The organism is Clostridium algifaecis (assembly GCF_017874415.1).
GTDB classification, from domain to species: domain Bacteria; phylum Bacillota; class Clostridia; order Clostridiales; family Clostridiaceae; genus Clostridium_B; species Clostridium_B algifaecis.
The window spans coordinates 135,514-154,910 of the sequence record NZ_JAGGLM010000005.1 but is presented as its reverse complement, the minus strand read 5'-3'; the positions used below and the strand labels follow the sequence as shown (position 1 = coordinate 154,910).

The following is a 19,397-nucleotide window of genomic DNA, read 5'->3' as shown; positions in this document are numbered from 1 at the left end:
TTTAAAGTTAACTTGAAAAACTTTAAAAACTTATTTTAGAAGATTATCTCATAATTTTCTAACACTTTCTATCCACTTTCTTATTTGACGGTTACTTTTAAGTATGCTACATCATACGTATTAATAAGTAATTCATCATAATTCTTCCAATAATTTATTTGTAGATATATATTTTAAATTCATTCCTGTTTTAAGTCACCTCTAACTCTGTTATAGAAGTCATGCTGCATAAGCTTTTCTATATCATAAAAGGAGAAGCATTTGCCTCTCCCTCTTTTACTTGTCCGATTTTTTAGCTATTTCGTTGTACTCATTTAGTACTGAATCCAATATTTGACTTGCTGTAATTACTTTTGGATCTAATAATATGTGTTTCTCTTTAATTAGCATATTGAGCTTTTTTCGCAAGTCTTCTATTTGTGTCAAAATTTCATCCATCTCAGACATTATTATCCCTCCTTCCTTCGATTTATTATAAAGAAGGTCGAGAGTTCTAATAAATATTAATCTTTTAGTAAAAAATTCCATATTTTATAGTAAATTTAATTAAATTGTAAAAATAGGCATAAAAATAAGCACCAGCTTTCACCAGTACTTATTTACAGTACACTATACATTCTTTTATTCTTTATTTATTCATTGTTATCTACTTAATAGAATTTATTAGTTTAAACATAAAAAATTAGTATCATATTTACTGTATCGTAAATAATATTAATTAAATACAGTAGTAAAGGAGGATTTAAATAATGAATTCACAAGCAAGGGACAACATTCATAAGGTAAAGGAATCATTAAAAAATGCTCAGCAATGTCTGCAAATGGCTTCAGGTGAAGTTGAAAATTCTAATATTAAAAAGCAAATAAACACTCAATTAACTCAAGTTACTACTTCTCTTGGAGAATGTGAAAGAATAGCTTCTGGATTAAGTCAACACAAAAGTCACTAAATATAAAAGTCACTAAATATAATAATCAGCATTATAAAAAACTTGAACCACACAAAATAAGCACCCTAAATGGCGGGTGCCTATTTTGATAATTTTAAGGGAGTTCAAATTTTATAAAAAGTCTATTGGAAGTTGCACTTGAATTTCAAGCATAATAATTTTAATACTGCACATTCTATAATTGAACTCCTACTAACCTATTAAACTTTTACCAGGGTTTCACCCCTGGTTTTTTCAGCTATCAAGTATTTCTTGACTACTCAAAAATGGTTGAAATGCGACACAGAAAAGCACCGTAAAATTCAAATCTGAATAATACGGTATTTTATAAAATTATTTATTTTAATCTTATTATTAAAATCCCTGCGATTTAAAAACTTTATTCATCAACAAACTTCATTAATTCCTCATTAAATTTGTCTTTCTGATCATAGAATACGGCGTGGCCACTGTATTCAAATGGTATAAGCTTTGAGTTTTTAATAGATCGCTTTTGTATTTCGCCTAATTGAAATGGAACAACTTTGTCATGAATTCCATGAATAATTAAAGTTGGAATATTTATTTTTTCTAAATCTGAAAATAGCACTTCATTTATCCATGTATTTGCAATGGCTGCAGTTGCCCAACCTGCTGCCTGTAATCCTAATTGAAAGAACCAGTCCGAAAAGGCTTGAGTTATATACTTATAGAAAAATATATTGCCGAAATCTTGAAGCATTTTAGGACGATCAGTATATGTTCCTTGAATCAGTTGTACAACAGTTTCTTTGTCTAAACCATATGGGAAATTTGAACGTTTGATAAGGCTAGGAGCTGCTGCGGCAAAAAGAGCGAGTTTAGATACTCCGTATCCTTTATGGCGGGACATATATCTAATTGCTATTGCTCCCCCAGTTGAATGTCCTGCCAATGTGAAATCATGTAATTTTAACGCATTAACCACACATCTAACATCATCTGATAACCTATTAAAATCATATCCTCTCCAAGGCTTATCTGAATTGCCAAATCCTCTTGTATCAATTCCAATACATCTGTATCCCATCCTTGGAAGCTGATCAAACTGATATTCAAACAATTTATGACTTCCAGGCCAGCCATGTATAAACAAAATTGTCTTCTTTCCCTCTGGATTAAGATCCTCTACATAGATTTTTACATTTGGTTCTACCATAACAAAATATCCCACTAATAACCTCCTATAATTAGATAGATATATTAATAAGTTATTCACTTGAACAAAAATTTGTGTTTGATTTAACCGGTTCTTAAATACCATATTATTTAATTTTCTCTTTCTACAGGTATGAGACGAGCAGAAATTATAGTATTAAAAGAAAGCTATATTGATTATGATTTAAATGAGATTCATGTTATAAAATCCGCAGCAGCCACAACTACTTTTGATGATGAAAACCTAAAAATAAGAATAGCTTAACCATTGAAGTTAAACCATTCTTTCATCTTTGGTAGTCCCTAAGAGGATCAAACTCCTGATTCATATTTTGACAAAGATAAGCTTTGAGCCAATATCTTTAATGCTGTCTTTAATTTCATTAAGTATTTTAAATGTCATCTTTATCTGTTCGCCACCTGAAGCGGAGATTTTTTTCAACAACAATTACCCTTTCATCTAAGCTTTTTAATTCATTCTTTAATGAACTCACATCATCCTTTAAGTTTTGGACATAAGGGCAATTTTTACAATTATCATTCGTATAGCACCTCCTGTTATTTTTTTGTATTAAAAAAGAGTCCTGAATTTTTCCAAGACTCTTGTCAATTTTTAATTGATAATATTACCCTTTCTACTACCATCTTTGTTAAATACTTTTCTTAAATGTATTTCATCAACAATTATCATTACTATGACACTTATCAGTAAAAATAATTCTTGAATTTTTCTATTGTTTATAATTAAAGGCTTAAAAATTGACCAAATTCCTATAATAGCATTAATAAGCCCCAATATCATCATACTGATTCCACCATATTTTTGAGCTACATTCCAAACATCCTTATTTTTCATTGAAAAAGGTGTTTTATATCCATATACACCATTTACATTTTCAGGAGGATATTTGAATAAAATAAATCCACATATAATAAAAACTATACCTGTATCTAAAGAAATTATATATTTTTCCCACCTAACTCAAAATATTTATCCATCTCCATAACCTTCTGTAAAATATAAAAATCCTATCCTTTTAACTTTATAATTTACTATTATATTTCCTGTTCGCCTGTCATATAAATCATTTCCCATGATATTATAAATCATAGCATTCTCCCTGTTAAGAACATCCTTATCAAAATTGTATTCTGTTTTATTGATATTGATAGTTACACTAAACGCCCCAACAGGATGCCCGGTTACAAAGATATGTGTTCTAATAGATGCTGAAGGTGATATATGGCTTATAATAAATCCACCGGCAATCATTAAAATAGAAAAGAATATTATAATAGCTTTTCTTGAAAATTTCATTTTATCTCCTTGTCAATAAAACAAATCTTTTTATAATTATGCTTACTATAATTCCTATTATCATTTAATAATACCATATATACTATATTTCACCATATTTTCAGCTAAAATAAAAGGAGAAGCAAATGCCTCTCCATCTTTTACTTGTCCGATTTTTTAGCTATTTCATTGTACTCATTTAGCACTGAGTCCAATATTTGACTTGCTGCAATTACCTTTGGATCTAATAACGTATTATTTTCTTTTATTAATGTATTGAGCTTTTTTCGCAAGTCTTCTATTTGTGTCAAAATTTCATCCATATCAGACATTATTATCCCTCCCTTCCCAAAATCAGTATAGAAAAGGTCAGGGTATATAATAAATATTAATATATTGGGAATAAGCCCATATTTCATAGCTATTTCAATTAAATTATATAAATGGGTATAAAAAACAAGCATCCCAAATGACGGATACTTATTTTTTATATTCTAATAGGGGAACTATTATTTTTTATTTCCTCTAAGGCTATTCCTTAGGGTACTTATAATTCTATATATCCTAGGTTACAGTTTAATGTCATATAAGTGAACTAATTGTTTACTTTTTCAACAACATATAAGCAAAATAAGAAATAAGCACTAAAGTACACTGGTGCTTATTTCTTATTTTTTTCATCATTAACTTTAGGTAACATTATTATTACTATTATGAAAATTATATCTATTCCTAAAATTATAAGATTCATATAATAAGCCCCTTTCTGTAAATACTAACTAATTGCATTATACAGGCCTATTGTTACATCAATGTGTCATTATTGTTATTGTTTATACATATCAATTTGATAAAAATAAGCACCGGTTTTCATCAGTGCTTATTTTTGCTTATATAATAAAGAACTATTATTTTTTTATTTTCTCTAAGGTATTTCCTTAGGACACTTATTATTATATATAGTTTTTGTTACGTCTTAGTGCCATATTCATTAATATTATGTAAATAATTTCTATTATCTATAGTATCCTTATCCAACTTCCATTAAGAGTATATTAACTACAAATTAATGTTTCTTAATTTATTATCTGTGTTCTGTATTTCTCAAACGGACTTACAACCGTCTTTGGTTACATTACAGAATAGTGATTTACTATTCTATAGTATTCAAACATTCTTCTAATTCTTGTTGAGTTAATTCTACTGTTATAATCATATCATCACCACCTATCTAAGTTAATAACTTTATAATATATCAAATTAATGTACATCATATTACCATATTGTTAATTCAATATTAAAAAACACCTAGATAACCAAGTGTCTTTTAGTGTGGGTAATGTATTAAACTGCGGAAAACAGTTAATATTTTATTTATTATCACAAATAAATATATCCATCTATAACTAATGTGTTAAAAACTAATGTGTTAAACACAAAAATAAAAGGCACTTATTATTAAAAAGTACCTTTTTCATGAATTTTTATCCAGTTAGCTACACTCTCTTGATCTATTTTACCAGATGCAATATCTATTGCAAAATTCACAAGTTCATTCTGGCTAAACTTTATTTTTATTTTGTTATATTCAAGAAGTACTAGCATTACATAAATTCCAGTTCTCTTGTTTCCATCTACAAATGCATGATTTTTTATTATATTAAAACATATATTTGCACACTTTGATTCAATAGTTGGGTATAAATCTTGTCCATAAAACGTAGCCTTACAATTTTCAACTGATGATTTCAAGATTTCTAAACCTCTTACGCCACTTGTCCCTCCAGTAGCTCTTATCAATCTATCATGAAGTTTTAAAATGAAATCTATATTAATATACTTCATCTATTGGCTAGTTCCTTAAATACCTCTATATTTTCATCTAAAATCTTATCGGCAATTTTATCAAGGGTTTGATTATCAGATGATGCCTCTTTACTAAATTTATCAAAATCCAAAATAACATATCTAGGTTTATTATTTTTCATTATAACAACTGACTTATCTTCATCAACTATTTTTGCTACCTTGGAAAAATTCTTATTCGCTTCTGATATTGAAATCATTTTATTTGTATTAACAAGCATTCAAATCCCTCCTCAACTATAATATATTTATATTATAGCACAAATAGGATAAATATATCCTATTTTATAAAATTTAATTTTTAATACTTCTAATAATTAATTCACTATAGGTATGTTGTTTATTTTTGTATTTTCCCACAAGATTATGATTTCTCTGAACTTCATCTATATTAAAATCTTTATATAAATCTCTTATGAATTCACAATCATTATATGAAAGAATAAATTTTCCTTTTATATTCTTAAGTACATTACATAATCTCACATGATCCTTTTCTGAAAATTTAACCTGATAGTATCTTTCAGTACCATAATAAGGCGGGTCCAGATATATAAGTGCATCTTCTTTATCATATACTTTAAGCAAATCCTGAAAGTCTTTATTTTCAATAACTACTCCCGAAAGCCTTTTTTGAATGTCTGCAAGATATTTAACCATTATATTTATGTTTTTCTTTACACAGCCATAAGATTTATGGTCACTTCCATAACTTGTCTTAATCAACATAAAAAATCTTGCTGCCCTTTGTATATCTGTCATTCCTCTAGTATTATACTGACTAGCAAAATCATAAAATAACTCTCTTGAATTAAGCATAAATGAAAGTTCCCTTTGCAGTTCTCCACAATGAAATTTAACACACCTAAATAAATTCACTAAATCTCCATTTATATCATTGTATACTTCCATGTTGGCCAGCTTGTCTTTTGAGAATAAAACCCAGGCTGCGCCTCCAAATACCTCTATGTATCTATTAAATTTCTCAGGAAATCTTTTTACAATCTCTTTTCTTAATAATTTCTTTCCACCTATCCATCCTATAAAACTATTCATATAACAATACCTCCTATGTTCTAGATAATACTATTATATGCGAACATATGTTCTGTTTCAAGGTAGAATATGGATATAAAATAAATAAACTTCACAAAGGCAAAAATAACTCCAGCTTGAAATTAGCTAAAGTTATTATATTATCAATTATTTTATATTTCAGATTCAACTATATATTTAAATAATAAATTTCTATGATGGCTTTTTCATCTTTTTTTCTGCTGGATGCGGTAATATGCTATCATTTATATTAGTATGATATTTTATATTTCCAACTTTTCTTTTTATTATTGAAATTATATTTTTATCATTGCCTTCTGGGTTTAATATCTCTTTAATATCATCTATTGTTACATTTACTATTATTGTTTCATCTCTTAAATAAAGTTTTTTACTTAAACCTACAGCAGCATCCCACTCATTTTCACCCGTTAATGGATAATATGAAAACATTATTCCAAATTTAACTCTTTTATATCTAAGCAATGAATAAAATTTTCCTAATAAAGTTACATCTATTTTTTCAGAATGGTTCTTGCATTCTATTAAAATATCACTTCTTAAATAATCTAGAAGAAGTCTACTATAAATAGAATTGTTAGTCGAAGGCCTCAATAATAAATCTATTTCATTACTGTCACATTCGACTCTTTCATTTATCAAATAAATATTTCTTATACTAAAAATTACTTTTGCTAATTTTTCTAAAAGAGGGCCTTTTTCATAAGATAGTTTACCTTTCTGGCTTTTTGATGCTTTTGGTATTATTTGGTTAATTTCTTCAGTTCTATTTATAAGTTTACTGCACTCATTTAATACATCTCCCTTAATTTTAAAAAACTCTCTTAATCCATAGTCAGAGTCCTGCTCTGCAACTTCATCCACAAAATCTGCAAACTGTAAAATTTCTTTTGAAATTTCCATTTTCATATCATATATGCACCTCAAATTCAACAATAACATTCTTTATCAAAGTACATCTTTTATCACATCTATCACATACACTTACCGGTATATCCTCAATATCATCATAAATCTTAGACGCTCCAGTAATTGAATCATTTTCACAATAGATTCTATACTTTACTCGTAAAATACCTTTAATTGCCAAGCAAGTCATAAGTGTATGAACATCTTTATATGTTATTTCAAGTTTATGCTTTAATATCTTTGCTGGTAATATCCCATTATTGTAGAACTCCAAAATTTCAGCTAAAGATTCAATTTGATCACCATTTAAGAATACTTTACAATTCTTTAATAATTTTTGCAGTTTTTCCGATAAATTTAATAACATAATCAATCCTCTCCATATCATTAATTTCACTTTCATATATATTGATTAAGTCAAATCCTTTTTCTGAATAATTAAATGATATTTTTAAATCTTTAGAATTCTAAATTTCTCATTAGCAAATTTTTTTGTTTTATCTAAGTACGCTGAAAGTTCATCCAAGCACTCTATAACTTTTCCATCATCATCACTATATCTATTTTTAAAATCTTTTATCATTATTTCTAAATCTCCTATAAATGGCATTATTCCATCTATACCACTCTTCAAAGTTAATCCCTTTGATTTCGCAGTTTCAAAAGACCATATAAGTTGTCTTACACTTTCTTTTTCGTTATCCACTATATATTTGATCGTTTTTTCAGTATCAAACGGTTCACATTGAATGTTAAATGCTGACTTTATTTCAAAAATACGTGGTTCCATTGTAATTTTATAAAAATCATAATTATTATCCAATCCCAATTTGTCAAATCTAACTTCTAATAAATTAACTTTCTTATGGAATATTAATAATATTGGATATCTACAATACTTTTTTACAAGATTTTTTCTATCTAATACAGATATTATTTTGTGAAATTTAATATATAAATGCCCCTCATCTTGCAAATATAGTATTTGTTTATCTACATCAACATCTTCATCATCAACATATTTACTATAGTATTCTCCCATAACATTAGTTGCTATTTTATCTAAATCAAACGATACATTCTTAGTATATTTATACAAAATAGAATATCTATATCCTTTTTTAATTTCCATTAAATCAAAAAGCTGTATGGTTTTTGATTTTTTATAAAAACACTCAGCTATTTTTTCTTCCATTGTCTTTCCACATAAGCTAACTATACTACCAGAATTTTTATGATATGTACCTATATTATTATTGACAATTGAATTTATTAAATACTGCCTTAAATATTTTGGCTTATCAAACATTATAGTATCAACTAACAGCTGCTTAAAATTTTTCATTAAAAAAACTCCATTTAACTAGTACTTCAATGAATATATGATATAATAGAGGTAAATATTCAATGAAATACGCCTTATCTTTATGAAACCATTATTGATTGGTAGTCAGCGTGGTTTCTTTTGTTTTATTGTAAAACTTTTTGGTAAAAAGGACAAGTATTGACAATATATAAAAAATAAGCCCTGGAATTAACCAGGGTTACACAATGAAGCCATACTTTAATATTAAGTTTAGATGCTTATTTATATTTAGATTACTTTTTTATATTTCTCACCAACATTATTATAAGGTGTTCTATCCTGCAATTTGCTCAATCCATTAAAATTAACATAAGAAAGAATAAAACCTACTCCGCACAACAAAAATCCAAGCGAACCTACCATAGTAATCAATTTTATACCTCCATACATATAACCGTTACAAATAACTCCTAATGCACCTAATAAAGTAAAAATTATGCTTGCAATTTTCATTTAATTCACATTCCTTTCAATAAATTATTAACTGTTTAGTATTATAGCCATCTATTTATAGCTTGTCGATGTTTATTATAAACAAGGAAAAACAGGTGCAAATATTTACAGTTAATATTTATATCATCTTTCATGTGATTTTCATCGTTTTACTGCTTAATTTACATTTGCACACAAGATTGACCACTGCAACATCTCCTGCAGCTGCTAAGTTTAACATTCCAGGCATAGCTTTCATTATTTCATTTACACTAAATCCTGCACTAGCTAAATTTTCCATACCTCCTGCTGCTTCACTTGCACTAAGATTTTGAAAGTCTGAACCTGTAGCACCACTTATAGCTTGCACTTTACTCATTTGAGCATCAAAATCCATTCCTGTTTTTACAGCAGCAGTACCAACTCCAACTAAAGGAAGCGTCAAAGCCTTAGTTGCTGTACTTCCTACGCTTTTCATAGCTCCCCCAAGACTCTGTATTCTAGTTTCAGCACTATTATTTGAATTCATAAATTGTTTCATTTGCTGACCTGCACTACTTAGTCCACTTGTAAATTTTGAAGTATCAAGTTCCATAAAATCAACTACAGTTCCTGCGTTTATTGCCAAATTATAACCTCTTTTCAAGCATAAGAAAAGCACCTATCGAAATAGGTGCTCATTTATGTTTATTTAACTGTTTTTAAGTATGCTACATCATACGTATTTTGGATTGTTACTTTTTCAACCTTATCAAACTTTTCTTTCAGTTCCTTCATGTCTTTTGATGTATCCTTAACTGCTAATTCTATCACGCTTACCTTTTCACTTAAAGGTTTAATAATTTCATTATGAGCCTTTTCATTTTGTTCCATATGGCTCTTTTGTACTTCTGCTATTATATCAATTTTCTTTTCAATGCTTTCAAGCTTAACTGAATTTTTTTTGACTTCACTTGCAAGTCTGTCCTGTCCTTCCAGTAATTTTACAAGTATGTCTTTAACTTCTTTATCCAACAGCTTCACCTCTCTTACATCACACATATTTATATTTATTATATCATACATTATTATCTGAATTATATTGCTGCCTTAATATTTTCCTTTGAATTTTTAATAATATAACCAAAAAGATTCAATATGAATTTTTTAGCTTTTTCAGAACAAGATGCAAATTCTTTTCCCAAAATACACTCTTTTTCAATAGATTTTATTTCATCAGCTATATTATTCTCTAACAAATATTTCATAAGTCTTAATGATGCTATTTTAAGTTCTTTATTAATATTTCTATTATGTTCTATTTTATCTAAGATCATAGAATCAATTCCATTCTTTTCACAAATCATTTTATAAATAGACATCTTTATAGCTTCATTTATTCCTAAATCATCAGCAATAAACTTGCAAGCTTGTAATTGATCTAAAATTGGTGCTTTATTATGTGAAGTTGAATTATCTACTTTAAAATAATCTTCAATTTCTTTTCTTGCTTTGCTTGATAAATTAGGTGCTAATAAATTTACCAGTTTATCAACTCCACTTTTAAGAATAACAATTAAATTTCCTATCAAAGGAGAAACATTATTATTCTTTTTGAACTTTTTAAGCTTTTCACCTTCAAGCAAGAAATAATCTTTACCAATAATAAAATCTTTATTTCTAAGGTAATAACTCAAATTATGAACTGGAATATTTGTAATTGATTCTAAATCTTTAAGCATCATAACAGGATTACCATTATAGACTTTTTTAACTATTTCGTGAGGCTCTTCAATCTTTAATTGCTCTGCTTTTTCTGCTGAATAGAAACCTGCCTTTCTTAACTGTGGCAATACCTCTATTGCTAACCAATCCTGAAACTTTTCTGCTATATCATTATGAGCTTTAAAAGATAATTTATATACCGCAGGTTCTGGTATAAAATCACCTTTCTTAATCGTACCCACTTGTGGGCACGCACTTAAATATTTATTAACTCTATCCCATCTGACAACCTCATTGCCACTTTTGGCAATTCTACTAATTCCCAAACTTTTTGCTACCAATTCAGCGTCAAATAACATTTCTCCGTTTTTCATTTTGACAGATACTTTAAACATTTCATTTGAAAATATTTGTAACTGATTTTTCATATTATATCCTCTCCTTCAATTTTTATTTCATTGAGTGAGATTATCAACTATGATATAATGTTCCATAGAGAGTAATCTCCATATGAGATAGTCTGTAATCGCCAAATTACAAGAGAGACTATCTCTTTTTATTCTTTGCCTATTTCACACCATACAAATCCTTTTTAATAAGGCCTACTATATAGTCTTTGAGTGAGATTCCTCTTTTAGCGATATTTACTTTTATGGCTTTATGCAAATCATCATCAATTCGTACGGTAATAGTTTTTTCTGCCATTTTCTCGCCTCCTGCATTTAGTATATACTGCAATGCTGCAAACGTCAAGAGGTCAAATTTTCTAACAAAAAAGAACCATATATATGGTTCTTTTAAGCTTTAATTTCAATATTTTTGAAATTTTTTCATTATCGTTTCTAATGGAAAATGCTTTTCCTCCTTACCTGATATATTTTGAGAAACTGCTTCTGAAATATTCATAGTAATCTTGCCTACATTTATAAAATCTACAGTAATAACATCCCACTTTCCTGTATTTAATAAATAGTCAGTTACGCTTGAGTATCTCGAATATGCTAAATCTTCCATAGTTAATCTATCAGTTTTATTTCCTAAATTAAATTTTAAATCTATTTCTCTATTTTTTGTTGATACCTCCTGTAATATTTCATTCTCTCCTAATTCTCCTGAGATGGAATTAATCTCATCAGCACTAATATTTTTGCCGCTATTATTAGTATTTTGTGAATCTTCACAGCCTATTAAAATTACACTCATTAATATGCAACATAATATAAGTATTAATATTTTTTTCATACTTAATTCTCCTAAAATCTTTAATTCTTGTAGGGATAAGAATTATCTACTCAGCAGTACTACCAATATGATGATATGTAATATGTGGCTCTTTTCCAGCCTGCTTATCACCCTGAAATATTAATTTGCTACCATCACCTATAAATACTACAACTTCTGCATTCCATGTTTCCCATAGCTTACCATAATAATCTTTGTCAGGATGTCCATTTTCACCGTCATTAAATGAACTTAGTTGTTTTATCCCTTCATCAATTAAATCCTTCGCTATTTTTTCATTTACAGGAAGTTTAGTCTGTATAGCAATTTTAATAGTACCTTTGTCCCTATGAACGCCTATACCTGCATCCTGAACATATTCATTATATTCAAGCTCCTTAACTGTTAAATTTATAGCTTCTTGAGTAGGAGCTACAAGCTCTGCCTGCTTTTTATTTAAGTTATACTTATGAATAAATATTCCTAATGCTATAATACCTATAAGTATAATAATTAATACTTTTTTCATAGCATGTCCTCCCCTAAATCATTATCTCTTAATTGCTCTATATCCAGCTGCCTCTGCTTCCTCTGGAGTTCTAAAATAAACATTATTACTTAACTTTTGCATTTCTTTAGCATAGTAAGGATCTCCTGGCAGATGATATATTTTACTATCTGTATCTCCTATAATAGCTGCTTTTCCATTATCATCTATATATGACTGTTTCTTAGGATCATTATTAGTTGTTGCTGATGTAGCTGTAGTTGTTGAAGTTTGGGTTGTCCCATTTCCTGATACATTAGTATTACTTTCTAATGCATTTAAATCATTTTGTAAAGCTATTAATCCATCTTGCAAATTTTTGCTTTGTGGAATGGGTATGCTAATATAAGTGACACTTTTAGGATTTATAGGAGTTTCAGTTCCACTCACACGTGGTGGTTGCCAACTTGAAGCATCATATCTATTGCTCTGTTCCTTAAAGTATGTTTGCTCAGAGTTATAATCTGAATAAATAAGCAGGAAAGATAATAAAAGGCACAGAATAGCAGGCATTCCATACATTATACCTGCTGCCCACTTTTCTTTAAACAATATAGGTTTAAGTATAATAGATTTCAAAAACATTATTAAAAACACAATTCCAATAGAATAAAGTATCCACATATTACTATACTCCTTGTCTTAAATAATACTTTATTTGTATAATATACTATATTATATCATAAAGTGTTAACAAATTGTTCATATTGTACAAATATGGTCATTTTAAAGTGGTTTGTTATGCCTCATCATCCATTCTATTGTAGATTTATTATTATCACTGCTTGTATGTTTTTCTTCATCTTCCCACTTAGGATCTTTAGGATGCTCTTTACTTAATTCATACACTATATAATCACAGGCTTCATCAAAACAGAAAGACACATAATCATCTTCTATGTTTAAAATTTGGCTTGGCCTTATCTTGTAATTTTTTGCTATCGCTATAATGCTCAGCATTCTCTGCGACTTCACGAAAGGATTTTAGTCCATCTATTCCCTCCTGACTGTAAGACCATAATTGCAATTTTTGAGTGTCTGTAAGCTCTATTTCTGCATCTTCTAACTGTTTCACACTAGGTTCAACAAGTACATTCTTGCAAACTATATCAAATAATTCCCCTGTACTTTTTAAGTCTGTACTACCTTCTTTTCCAGATTCACCATAAAATAATTCTTTAGCTTTTCCTAAAAGCTGATTAGGTATTTGCCCTTTTTGACAAAGTCCTAAAAGAGATAATCTTCTAACTCTAACATTTATGGTACCTTCGCCTGAAAAATCTTCTATCTGTATTACTTGAGTACCTTTTATCTAACAGATTAACCATTCCAGTTACAACTTCAGGAATAAACTTTCTGACAGTTTGTCTGAATATACTATACTTACCTTCTGCATTTAAATTTAAGCTTGTATGGTCAGCATCCACTTCCATATTTACTTCATTGTCTGTACTCATACCTTTTGCTTTAGCTAATTCAAGAAAAGGAGAATAGTCCATATTACCACCAACATATGCATCACATATATGTTCATCTTGCCATGCGGAACCACCCTTAATAGTTCTTCTTGCATTTCCTGTTCTATTATGCCAAGGTGCATTTTTCTTTGCATAGCCTTCCATCTTTTTACCTACGCTATCACAGTATACTCCAACTGATGTCTTCATTTTTTTATTTATCATACCTTCTTCAGAAAGATTATGTAGTAGTTTACTAGCATCATATTTCATGTAAATTCACTCCTTTCTCTTGAGAAAAGTATCATATACAATACCTTCTACGTTTCCTAAATCAACTATCTCATATTGTGTACCGTCTAATATAAAGTAATCTTCTTTTTTTATTTTTTTAACATTATCATCCACAATAAAAAGTACTTTATCTTCACAAAATCTTAAAAATCTAGTCGCATCATTGACATCATCACTTATAAAAACGTTTCTTGATGGGTGATAATAACCTTTAGTGGTGCACATATTGATCTTTCTGCTTTTCATTAAAAACATTTAATCCTGCTCTTAAAACTATTACTTCTTTCATAAAAGGAATTACTTTTCTTATAAGCTGATTTCTTATTTTCTGCTTTCTTGCCTCATCCCACATCTCATTGCTTTTTTATTTTCTTTTTTAAGCTTCTCTATTTCATTATTAAGGTCCTCATTGTCTTTAATTTTGCCCTGTAAATCTGTTAAGTCGGTATCTCTCTTTGCTATATCTTTCTTATATTGTTTAATTGTTTTATTGGCAGTATCAAGTTCAGATTTTTCAACATAACCGGTACTATCTACAAAATCAATATCCTTGTACTTATTTCTCACTCCATCTGGAATAGCTTTGTAAGCTTCTTCTCCTACAATTTCATTTAATTTTGGCATTATATCATCTTCCTTTCTCATTTTTAGGTATAATAAAAAGCCTTATTTCTAAGACTCATATTTTTCTCTAAGCTCCTGCATTATTTCTTTATTTTCCTTAACTATTTCATCATATTGCCTTTGTAAATCATCTATTTTTTTAATATTTTTTCTTATTCTCTCGTCCTTATAAAAAGAAGTATATTCCTGTTTGCAATAAGGACAGGTAAAATAAATTCTTTGAACATTGTCATTTATCCACTTTGTTTTAAGCTTTTTAATTTTAAATGTCTTATGACAGTTATCACAGCTTATCTCGGTATTTTTTAAAATATTTCTCATAGCGACCTCCTAAGAGCTAAAATAATCTCCATACTTGTTGTACCAATCATCAAGCATACTATCACTTCCGCTTCTAGTCCAGCTACCTAATCTACTACCTATATCTGCTAAATCATAATCCAATATTGTTTGATAAGACTTCTTAGCTCAGACATTGCCCTTGATTGCGCCTGTGAAAATGTTGCCTGCTTATCCCAGGCAAACTGCAATTCATATTCTTTTTCCCAACCTTCTGAGGTTTCTCCGGAAGACTCTTTTTCCCTTTTAAGTACCTTGGTTAAATCCTCCTGGTTCTTTACGTTCATAATTCTTTGAGACCTTGCTATGGCCGTATACTGAATTATTATATTTTCCCAAAGCATATCTAATGGATCTTTAACCATAATATCTTCCACTATATCTATTGCTTCAGGTGGAAAAATTTTAGAAAAAAAGCCATGTGTTTCAGCATTTTTATTACCTTTCGGTACGCTGCTCACATGACCTTTTGAATTCTTATTTTTAGGTTGGGCTCCTTTTTTACGTTTGGAACGTTCCGTATTCTTTACACTTTTCTTTTGGAACGTTCCATTCAATTTAGTATCCCATTTATCTTTATTCTTCCATCCTCTTATTGTTCCAGGTGAAAGATTTAAAATCTCTGCTATCTTTACTAAATCAATATTTCCATCATTCTCTTTGTAAATCTCAAATGCTTTGCCCCTATTAGGGCTTCTCTGCCTTGGCATCTCTACACTGTCACCACCTGCCTATTCGTTTTGTTTTGAATATAAAAAAGAGGTTATTACTCCTCTTTTTCTTTCTTTCCATCTATTTTATTGTCGGCATTTTCCTTTTCTTCATCTTTATCAAGTAAATAACTAAAATCAGTTAATTCTTTTCTTTTACCTTTACTACTTTTACGTCCCAAGTAAATCACCCCTTTATATAGAATTTACTTTTATATAAAAATAAGATATCTAAATTAATAGATATCTAAAAATTTAATGGCAGTCATATTTGTATTTTATATGCCCTATAACCGCAGACATAAAACTTAATTTCATAATTTCACCTTTAGTGTATAATTTTTTACACTATCATTTAAATAACTAGTTTCATGCAATTAATTAATTGTATCACTTTACCAACCTAATGTCAAATACTTTAAATATGCAATTTAGAATTTTGTTAATCTAATATAAAAAATAATCACCAGTTTTCACCATTGATTACTTCCAGTACACTATACATTCTTTTATTTACAGTTTCCCGCATGGCGGTTGCACTTTTTTATTAACGTGCCCTACAACCACAGACACAAAGTTGAAGAAAATTTAGTTACCACCAAGTGTAATCCCTACTTGAATCATAACCACTATATACAGTATATAACGATTCAGCCTACCTTGTGTCCCAAATGTGTCCTATTTTTGTTTCAAATTTGTCTCATTTTTGTCTCACGATTTTTTGCTATTTACCTTTTGCTCTGAACACTGGAACCTTTACTCAAAAGATATAAACAATATTGATTCATGCTTATACCTTCCTCTTTTGATTTTTCCATTAGTTCTTTATGAAGCGATTTAGGCATTCTTAATTTAAATTGTCCTGAAAAATTTTCCTCTTCCAATGGTTCCGGTATTGATATCCCATCTTGTAATGCGGATTCTAACCAACTTTTTTTTGCATCTTTTAGAAGCTCTATCCCTTCCTCAATTGTATCAGCACAAGTAATACATCCTTTTAATTCTGGATATTGTAATATATATCCACCTTCTTCTTTATCCTTTATAATTTCAACTTTATAGTTAAGTTCCATATAATATTCTATATCTTTCATAATTCATTCCTCCCTAAAAGATATTTATTTTTAATAAGGTAGAGCAGAAGGAGATTTACTCTCCTCTTTCCTCAGATTCCACTATGTCTTTTACCAGTTTTACATAAGCAACCTTAACAGGCTTTTTATACGGTATAGTAATTGGATTTCTGTTGGACTTTCTAAATGTCCAATGGCTGCTACCACTCTTAGGAGGTTTCCCTTGATAGCCATAACTTTCTAATACTTTTTTTAATTCTTCAAATCTCATGTCATTAGAAAGATTTTTTATTTATTTTATTAGTTTATCAAACTTTGACACTCTATATCCGCCTCCTATTATTAGTATATTTGATGTCATATATGATGTCAATGATTATAATATAATATCAGAGATTTCACATCTAAATTCCAGTAAAAATTGTATTCTTACTGGAATTCAGATGCGAAATCTCTGGAATAAGACAGAAATGATGGTTAGAAAAACATATAATTTAAACTTAGACCTATTTATATTGGAGGTTGAAAGCTATGTATTTTGAAGATAAAAATTTTTCAATATACTCTAATTTATATAAAAAAGCCAAGGACTTAGAAAAGCTTAAAAAAGAAGATGGGGCATTAAAAATATACCTTAATATATTAAACAAGTATAGTCCTAAGGGTATTGATTACTACGAAAGACCTGCAATAATACTTGAACGTAAAAAAAGATATAAAGAAGCAGTCAAAATATGTAGAATAGCTATTAGTGTTCCTTGGAAAGAATATCTTAATTGCAAGCCTGATATGTTTGAACATAGATTAAATAGGTTAAATAATAAAATAATAAAACAAGAAGAAAATTCTAATAAGATCACTACTGTTAAGAAAAGAACTACAAATAAACCAGTAAAACATTCTTCAGCAACAGCCATTACACCAATTCAAGCAAAAGAAATTTCTACTAAAAATATTAAATTTCCAGACTGGTATGTAAGTATATCTTTTGGAGAATCTAGGCCTCCAAGTTTTCCTCAAGCACTAGTGCTTGCCCAAAGTGCACCACAATATATTGAAAATAACGTTAGTGGTAAGATTTTATACCAAGCTGTTTACTCAGATAAACCTACAGAATACTTACAATTTATAAAATTATATGAGTTAGTAAGTAATTGAAAATCTTGTTTTGTTATCATAAATGGAACTGTTATGGATAGAAAAATAATTGGTGGATTAAATTATTGTTATGGTGATAAATGTAGATCGGGTAATCCTGACTTTTGCTTTGGAGCCAGTGAAATGACGGCGAATCCTTTTAGATGTCATAGACTTCAAATAAGTGCCTACAATAATCCTTGGTGGACAATAGGTGATTTTATAACTTCTTCAATATGGCGTGTTAATAAACAAGCTATACTGGAAAAAATTAAAACATATTCATTGCCATATGTAATGTGTCCTTGCTTTTCTATTGAAAATATTAAATCTGTTGTAGATTCTTTACCTGATACAATAGATTTAAGAAAAAATAAGGAATGGCAAAAATCATATAATGGTATTCAACCAATAAATCATAATGTCGCTTTTAAATTAAATATATCTATTGGCTCAAAAGAAGATTTTACAAGTGCAAAGAAAAATAAGGGGTTCTTTTCAAAGCTAAAATCATTATTTAAATAAATATAAATCATTAAAGGGGATGACAGAATGGATATATTAGACAAGCCTTTGCTAACGGCCCTTTTGAATGAAGATATTTCATTTTATGAAGTTATGAATGCATTTAACATAAAAACTACTATAGCCTGCAATTTACCATCTAGTATATTGGGACTTGTATATTTAAGTAAACGTGGAAATTATCATCTTATTTTAAACGGTGAAGTAAATTATAAAACTCAATGTAAGACTTTTATACATGAAGTTAAACACATAGCTAATGATATGCCCAATCTTGGATATATTATAGGTTTGGACATGCAGCATACATATATGGAACAGAATGCTGATGCTGTGGCAGAACAATTATTTAATATCTAAAAAGAATTAGGACATCATCACAAAACTTCAGAAGGAGATAATAGACAAGAAAAATATGAATAAAACAAATCAAGAAAAAATAGCTACAAATTGGAGATATGAAAAATTAGTAGGAATTGTACAATTAGTAAATGCATTTGAAAAAGGCATTAGAAGTAAACATGATTTAGCTGAATACTTAAATGTTACTGAAATATTTTTAGGACAAGCAATTCAGCATTATAAAGAAAAGTATGGTACTCATTATGAAATAGATACATATATAATATACTTTGAACCGCACTTAGGAATTATAAAGAAATCTTAAAAATAGTACATTAAGTACTATATATT

33 protein-coding genes are annotated in these 19,397 nt (G+C 28.7%); 6 read left to right on the top strand and 27 right to left on the bottom strand.

Annotated features, from left to right (window positions below):
* Nucleotides 1–276: 276 nt before the first annotated feature.
* On the bottom strand, nucleotides 277–447 hold the full coding sequence (locus J2Z42_RS06200) for an aspartyl-phosphate phosphatase Spo0E family protein (RefSeq protein ID WP_209701776.1): 171 nt from the start codon (nucleotides 445–447) through the stop codon (nucleotides 277–279).
* A 302-nt stretch (nucleotides 448–749) separates the two neighbouring features.
* Here J2Z42_RS06200 and J2Z42_RS06195 point away from each other — a divergent pair, with 302 nt between their 5' ends.
* Complete coding sequence (locus J2Z42_RS06195; RefSeq protein ID WP_209701775.1) at nucleotides 750–950, top strand: hypothetical protein; 201 nt, start codon at nucleotides 750–752, stop codon at nucleotides 948–950.
* A gap of 379 nt (nucleotides 951–1,329) precedes the next feature.
* Here J2Z42_RS06195 and J2Z42_RS06190 read toward each other — a convergent pair whose 3' ends face one another.
* The gene (locus J2Z42_RS06190) at nucleotides 1,330–2,142 is read right to left on the bottom strand and encodes an alpha/beta fold hydrolase (RefSeq protein ID WP_209701774.1); all 813 of its coding nucleotides are present in this window, start codon (nucleotides 2,140–2,142) and stop codon (nucleotides 1,330–1,332) included.
* A gap of 117 nt (nucleotides 2,143–2,259) precedes the next feature.
* Between J2Z42_RS06190 and J2Z42_RS14650 the strand changes: the two genes are divergently transcribed.
* Entirely contained in the window at nucleotides 2,260–2,391 is a 132-nt protein-coding gene (locus J2Z42_RS14650; RefSeq protein ID WP_281063528.1) for a hypothetical protein, read from the top strand.
* A gap of 348 nt (nucleotides 2,392–2,739) precedes the next feature.
* Here the strand turns inward: J2Z42_RS14650 and J2Z42_RS06185 are convergent, their stop codons facing one another.
* From J2Z42_RS06185 to J2Z42_RS06070, 25 genes are all read right to left on the bottom strand, one after another.
* Nucleotides 2,740–3,045, bottom strand: a complete 306-nt coding sequence (locus J2Z42_RS06185) for an SdpI family protein (protein WP_342590000.1) — start codon at nucleotides 3,043–3,045, stop codon at nucleotides 2,740–2,742.
* 72 nt (nucleotides 3,046–3,117) lie between these two features.
* Nucleotides 3,118–3,444, bottom strand: a complete 327-nt coding sequence (locus J2Z42_RS06180; RefSeq protein WP_209701772.1) for a YjcN family protein — start codon at nucleotides 3,442–3,444, stop codon at nucleotides 3,118–3,120.
* 140 nt (nucleotides 3,445–3,584) lie between these two features.
* Nucleotides 3,585–3,755 (bottom strand): aspartyl-phosphate phosphatase Spo0E family protein, encoded by a 171-nt coding sequence (locus J2Z42_RS06175; protein ID WP_209701771.1) that lies wholly within the window; start codon nucleotides 3,753–3,755, stop codon nucleotides 3,585–3,587.
* 1,126 nt (nucleotides 3,756–4,881) lie between these two features.
* Nucleotides 4,882–5,268, bottom strand: coding sequence for a type II toxin-antitoxin system death-on-curing family toxin (locus J2Z42_RS06170; RefSeq protein WP_209701770.1), 387 nt, complete (start codon nucleotides 5,266–5,268; stop codon nucleotides 4,882–4,884).
* The gene (locus tag J2Z42_RS06165; protein ID WP_209701769.1) at nucleotides 5,265–5,510 is read right to left on the bottom strand and encodes a type II toxin-antitoxin system prevent-host-death family antitoxin; all 246 of its coding nucleotides are present in this window, start codon (nucleotides 5,508–5,510) and stop codon (nucleotides 5,265–5,267) included. Before J2Z42_RS06165 ends, J2Z42_RS06170 begins: the two co-directional genes overlap by 4 nt.
* A 73-nt stretch (nucleotides 5,511–5,583) precedes the next feature.
* Nucleotides 5,584–6,345 carry a DNA adenine methylase gene (locus J2Z42_RS06160; protein ID WP_209701768.1) on the bottom strand — a complete coding sequence of 254 codons (762 nt, stop codon included), beginning with the start codon at nucleotides 6,343–6,345 and terminating at the stop codon, nucleotides 5,584–5,586.
* A 192-nt stretch (nucleotides 6,346–6,537) separates the two neighbouring features.
* Nucleotides 6,538–7,275 carry a hypothetical protein gene (locus J2Z42_RS06155; RefSeq protein WP_209701767.1) on the bottom strand — a complete coding sequence of 246 codons (738 nt, stop codon included), beginning with the start codon at nucleotides 7,273–7,275 and terminating at the stop codon, nucleotides 6,538–6,540.
* A gap of 1 nt (nucleotide 7,276) precedes the next feature.
* The gene (locus J2Z42_RS06150; RefSeq protein WP_209701766.1) at nucleotides 7,277–7,642 is read right to left on the bottom strand and encodes a hypothetical protein; all 366 of its coding nucleotides are present in this window, start codon (nucleotides 7,640–7,642) and stop codon (nucleotides 7,277–7,279) included.
* A gap of 84 nt (nucleotides 7,643–7,726) precedes the next feature.
* A complete protein-coding gene (locus tag J2Z42_RS06145) occupies nucleotides 7,727–8,620 on the bottom strand; it encodes a hypothetical protein (protein ID WP_209701765.1) in 894 nt (297 codons plus the stop codon).
* A 249-nt stretch (nucleotides 8,621–8,869) separates the two neighbouring features.
* On the bottom strand, nucleotides 8,870–9,094 hold the full coding sequence (locus tag J2Z42_RS06140; RefSeq protein ID WP_209701764.1) for a hypothetical protein: 225 nt from the start codon (nucleotides 9,092–9,094) through the stop codon (nucleotides 8,870–8,872).
* A gap of 130 nt (nucleotides 9,095–9,224) precedes the next feature.
* Nucleotides 9,225–9,701 (bottom strand): phage tail tape measure protein, encoded by a 477-nt coding sequence (locus J2Z42_RS06135; protein WP_245331510.1) that lies wholly within the window; start codon nucleotides 9,699–9,701, stop codon nucleotides 9,225–9,227.
* A gap of 59 nt (nucleotides 9,702–9,760) precedes the next feature.
* Nucleotides 9,761–10,096, bottom strand: a complete 336-nt coding sequence (locus J2Z42_RS06130; RefSeq protein ID WP_342589999.1) for a hypothetical protein — start codon at nucleotides 10,094–10,096, stop codon at nucleotides 9,761–9,763.
* 53 nt (nucleotides 10,097–10,149) lie between these two features.
* Entirely contained in the window at nucleotides 10,150–11,205 is a 1,056-nt protein-coding gene (locus tag J2Z42_RS06125; protein WP_209701763.1) for a BRO-N domain-containing protein, read from the bottom strand.
* 139 nt (nucleotides 11,206–11,344) lie between these two features.
* Entirely contained in the window at nucleotides 11,345–11,482 is a 138-nt protein-coding gene (locus J2Z42_RS06120) for a toxin-antitoxin system HicB family antitoxin (RefSeq protein WP_209701762.1), read from the bottom strand.
* Nucleotides 11,483–11,587: 105 nt separating this feature from the next.
* The gene (locus J2Z42_RS06115) at nucleotides 11,588–12,019 is read right to left on the bottom strand and encodes a hypothetical protein (protein WP_209701761.1); all 432 of its coding nucleotides are present in this window, start codon (nucleotides 12,017–12,019) and stop codon (nucleotides 11,588–11,590) included.
* 46 nt (nucleotides 12,020–12,065) lie between these two features.
* Entirely contained in the window at nucleotides 12,066–12,527 is a 462-nt protein-coding gene (locus tag J2Z42_RS06110; protein ID WP_209701760.1) for a hypothetical protein, read from the bottom strand.
* Between the two features lie 21 nt (nucleotides 12,528–12,548).
* Nucleotides 12,549–13,169 (bottom strand): sunset domain-containing protein, encoded by a 621-nt coding sequence (locus J2Z42_RS06105; protein ID WP_209701759.1) that lies wholly within the window; start codon nucleotides 13,167–13,169, stop codon nucleotides 12,549–12,551.
* Between the two features lie 102 nt (nucleotides 13,170–13,271).
* Complete coding sequence (locus tag J2Z42_RS06100; protein WP_245331508.1) at nucleotides 13,272–13,505, bottom strand: hypothetical protein; 234 nt, start codon at nucleotides 13,503–13,505, stop codon at nucleotides 13,272–13,274.
* Nucleotides 13,506–13,795: 290 nt separating this feature from the next.
* Complete coding sequence (locus J2Z42_RS06095; RefSeq protein WP_209701758.1) at nucleotides 13,796–14,275, bottom strand: hypothetical protein; 480 nt, start codon at nucleotides 14,273–14,275, stop codon at nucleotides 13,796–13,798.
* 6 nt (nucleotides 14,276–14,281) lie between these two features.
* The gene (locus J2Z42_RS06090; protein WP_245331507.1) at nucleotides 14,282–14,542 is read right to left on the bottom strand and encodes a hypothetical protein; all 261 of its coding nucleotides are present in this window, start codon (nucleotides 14,540–14,542) and stop codon (nucleotides 14,282–14,284) included.
* A 75-nt stretch (nucleotides 14,543–14,617) separates the two neighbouring features.
* Nucleotides 14,618–14,920, bottom strand: coding sequence for a phage scaffolding protein (locus J2Z42_RS06085; protein WP_209701757.1), 303 nt, complete (start codon nucleotides 14,918–14,920; stop codon nucleotides 14,618–14,620).
* Between the two features lie 48 nt (nucleotides 14,921–14,968).
* The gene (locus J2Z42_RS06080) at nucleotides 14,969–15,241 is read right to left on the bottom strand and encodes a hypothetical protein (protein WP_209701756.1); all 273 of its coding nucleotides are present in this window, start codon (nucleotides 15,239–15,241) and stop codon (nucleotides 14,969–14,971) included.
* A gap of 107 nt (nucleotides 15,242–15,348) precedes the next feature.
* Complete coding sequence (gene terS, locus J2Z42_RS06075) at nucleotides 15,349–15,969, bottom strand: phage terminase small subunit (RefSeq protein WP_245331506.1); 621 nt, start codon at nucleotides 15,967–15,969, stop codon at nucleotides 15,349–15,351.
* 56 nt (nucleotides 15,970–16,025) lie between these two features.
* The gene (locus J2Z42_RS14645; protein ID WP_281063527.1) at nucleotides 16,026–16,151 is read right to left on the bottom strand and encodes a hypothetical protein; all 126 of its coding nucleotides are present in this window, start codon (nucleotides 16,149–16,151) and stop codon (nucleotides 16,026–16,028) included.
* Between the two features lie 546 nt (nucleotides 16,152–16,697).
* Nucleotides 16,698–17,063, bottom strand: coding sequence for a type II toxin-antitoxin system HicB family antitoxin (locus J2Z42_RS06070; RefSeq protein WP_209701755.1), 366 nt, complete (start codon nucleotides 17,061–17,063; stop codon nucleotides 16,698–16,700).
* A 510-nt stretch (nucleotides 17,064–17,573) separates the two neighbouring features.
* Between J2Z42_RS06070 and J2Z42_RS06065 the strand changes: the two genes are divergently transcribed.
* The 4 genes from J2Z42_RS06065 to J2Z42_RS06050 are packed head-to-tail and all read left to right on the top strand — an operon-like array spanning nucleotide 17,574 to nucleotide 19,371.
* Nucleotides 17,574–18,200, top strand: coding sequence for a hypothetical protein (locus J2Z42_RS06065; RefSeq protein WP_209701754.1), 627 nt, complete (start codon nucleotides 17,574–17,576; stop codon nucleotides 18,198–18,200).
* Nucleotides 18,201–18,233: 33 nt separating this feature from the next.
* Nucleotides 18,234–18,704, top strand: a complete 471-nt coding sequence (locus J2Z42_RS06060) for a hypothetical protein (RefSeq protein WP_209701753.1) — start codon at nucleotides 18,234–18,236, stop codon at nucleotides 18,702–18,704.
* A 27-nt stretch (nucleotides 18,705–18,731) separates the two neighbouring features.
* Nucleotides 18,732–19,064: a hypothetical protein gene (locus J2Z42_RS06055; RefSeq protein ID WP_209701752.1), complete on the top strand. Its 333-nt coding sequence runs from the start codon at nucleotides 18,732–18,734 to the stop codon at nucleotides 19,062–19,064.
* Nucleotides 19,065–19,119: 55 nt separating this feature from the next.
* Nucleotides 19,120–19,371 carry a hypothetical protein gene (locus J2Z42_RS06050; RefSeq protein WP_209701751.1) on the top strand — a complete coding sequence of 84 codons (252 nt, stop codon included), beginning with the start codon at nucleotides 19,120–19,122 and terminating at the stop codon, nucleotides 19,369–19,371.
* Nucleotides 19,372–19,397 lie beyond the last annotated feature (26 nt).

Coding starts and splice junctions, on each gene's coding strand:
- J2Z42_RS06065 (WP_209701754.1), top strand. CDS start 17,574: ATGTATTTTGAAGATAAAAATTTTTCAATATACTCTAATTTATATAAA.
- J2Z42_RS06050 (WP_209701751.1), top strand. CDS start 19,120: ATGAATAAAACAAATCAAGAAAAAATAGCTACAAATTGGAGATATGAA.
- J2Z42_RS06115 (WP_209701761.1), bottom strand. CDS start 12,019: ATGAAAAAAATATTAATACTTATATTATGTTGCATATTAATGAGTGTA.
- J2Z42_RS06145 (WP_209701765.1), bottom strand. CDS start 8,620: ATGAAAAATTTTAAGCAGCTGTTAGTTGATACTATAATGTTTGATAAG.
- J2Z42_RS06070 (WP_209701755.1), bottom strand. CDS start 17,063: ATGAAAGATATAGAATATTATATGGAACTTAACTATAAAGTTGAAATT.
- J2Z42_RS06090 (WP_245331507.1), bottom strand. CDS start 14,542: ATGAAAAGCAGAAAGATCAATATGTGCACCACTAAAGGTTATTATCAC.
- J2Z42_RS06055 (WP_209701752.1), top strand. CDS start 18,732: ATGGATATATTAGACAAGCCTTTGCTAACGGCCCTTTTGAATGAAGAT.
- J2Z42_RS06085 (WP_209701757.1), bottom strand. CDS start 14,920: ATGCCAAAATTAAATGAAATTGTAGGAGAAGAAGCTTACAAAGCTATT.
- J2Z42_RS06180 (WP_209701772.1), bottom strand. CDS start 3,444: ATGAAATTTTCAAGAAAAGCTATTATAATATTCTTTTCTATTTTAATG.
- J2Z42_RS06080 (WP_209701756.1), bottom strand. CDS start 15,241: ATGAGAAATATTTTAAAAAATACCGAGATAAGCTGTGATAACTGTCAT.
- J2Z42_RS06175 (WP_209701771.1), bottom strand. CDS start 3,755: ATGTCTGATATGGATGAAATTTTGACACAAATAGAAGACTTGCGAAAA.
- J2Z42_RS06165 (WP_209701769.1), bottom strand. CDS start 5,510: ATGCTTGTTAATACAAATAAAATGATTTCAATATCAGAAGCGAATAAG.
- J2Z42_RS06125 (WP_209701763.1), bottom strand. CDS start 11,205: ATGAAAAATCAGTTACAAATATTTTCAAATGAAATGTTTAAAGTATCT.
- J2Z42_RS06150 (WP_209701766.1), bottom strand. CDS start 7,642: ATGTTATTAAATTTATCGGAAAAACTGCAAAAATTATTAAAGAATTGT.
- J2Z42_RS06170 (WP_209701770.1), bottom strand. CDS start 5,268: ATGAAGTATATTAATATAGATTTCATTTTAAAACTTCATGATAGATTG.
- J2Z42_RS06200 (WP_209701776.1), bottom strand. CDS start 447: ATGTCTGAGATGGATGAAATTTTGACACAAATAGAAGACTTGCGAAAA.
- J2Z42_RS06060 (WP_209701753.1), top strand. CDS start 18,234: ATGGATAGAAAAATAATTGGTGGATTAAATTATTGTTATGGTGATAAA.
- J2Z42_RS06110 (WP_209701760.1), bottom strand. CDS start 12,527: ATGAAAAAAGTATTAATTATTATACTTATAGGTATTATAGCATTAGGA.
- J2Z42_RS06120 (WP_209701762.1), bottom strand. CDS start 11,482: ATGGCAGAAAAAACTATTACCGTACGAATTGATGATGATTTGCATAAA.
- terS (WP_245331506.1), bottom strand. CDS start 15,969: ATGCCAAGGCAGAGAAGCCCTAATAGGGGCAAAGCATTTGAGATTTAC.
- J2Z42_RS06095 (WP_209701758.1), bottom strand. CDS start 14,275: ATGAAATATGATGCTAGTAAACTACTACATAATCTTTCTGAAGAAGGT.
- J2Z42_RS06160 (WP_209701768.1), bottom strand. CDS start 6,345: ATGAATAGTTTTATAGGATGGATAGGTGGAAAGAAATTATTAAGAAAA.
- J2Z42_RS06155 (WP_209701767.1), bottom strand. CDS start 7,275: ATGAAAATGGAAATTTCAAAAGAAATTTTACAGTTTGCAGATTTTGTG.
- J2Z42_RS06105 (WP_209701759.1), bottom strand. CDS start 13,169: ATGTGGATACTTTATTCTATTGGAATTGTGTTTTTAATAATGTTTTTG.
- J2Z42_RS06195 (WP_209701775.1), top strand. CDS start 750: ATGAATTCACAAGCAAGGGACAACATTCATAAGGTAAAGGAATCATTA.
- J2Z42_RS06100 (WP_245331508.1), bottom strand. CDS start 13,505: ATGCTGAGCATTATAGCGATAGCAAAAAATTACAAGATAAGGCCAAGC.
- J2Z42_RS06140 (WP_209701764.1), bottom strand. CDS start 9,094: ATGAAAATTGCAAGCATAATTTTTACTTTATTAGGTGCATTAGGAGTT.
- J2Z42_RS14650 (WP_281063528.1), top strand. CDS start 2,260: ATGAGACGAGCAGAAATTATAGTATTAAAAGAAAGCTATATTGATTAT.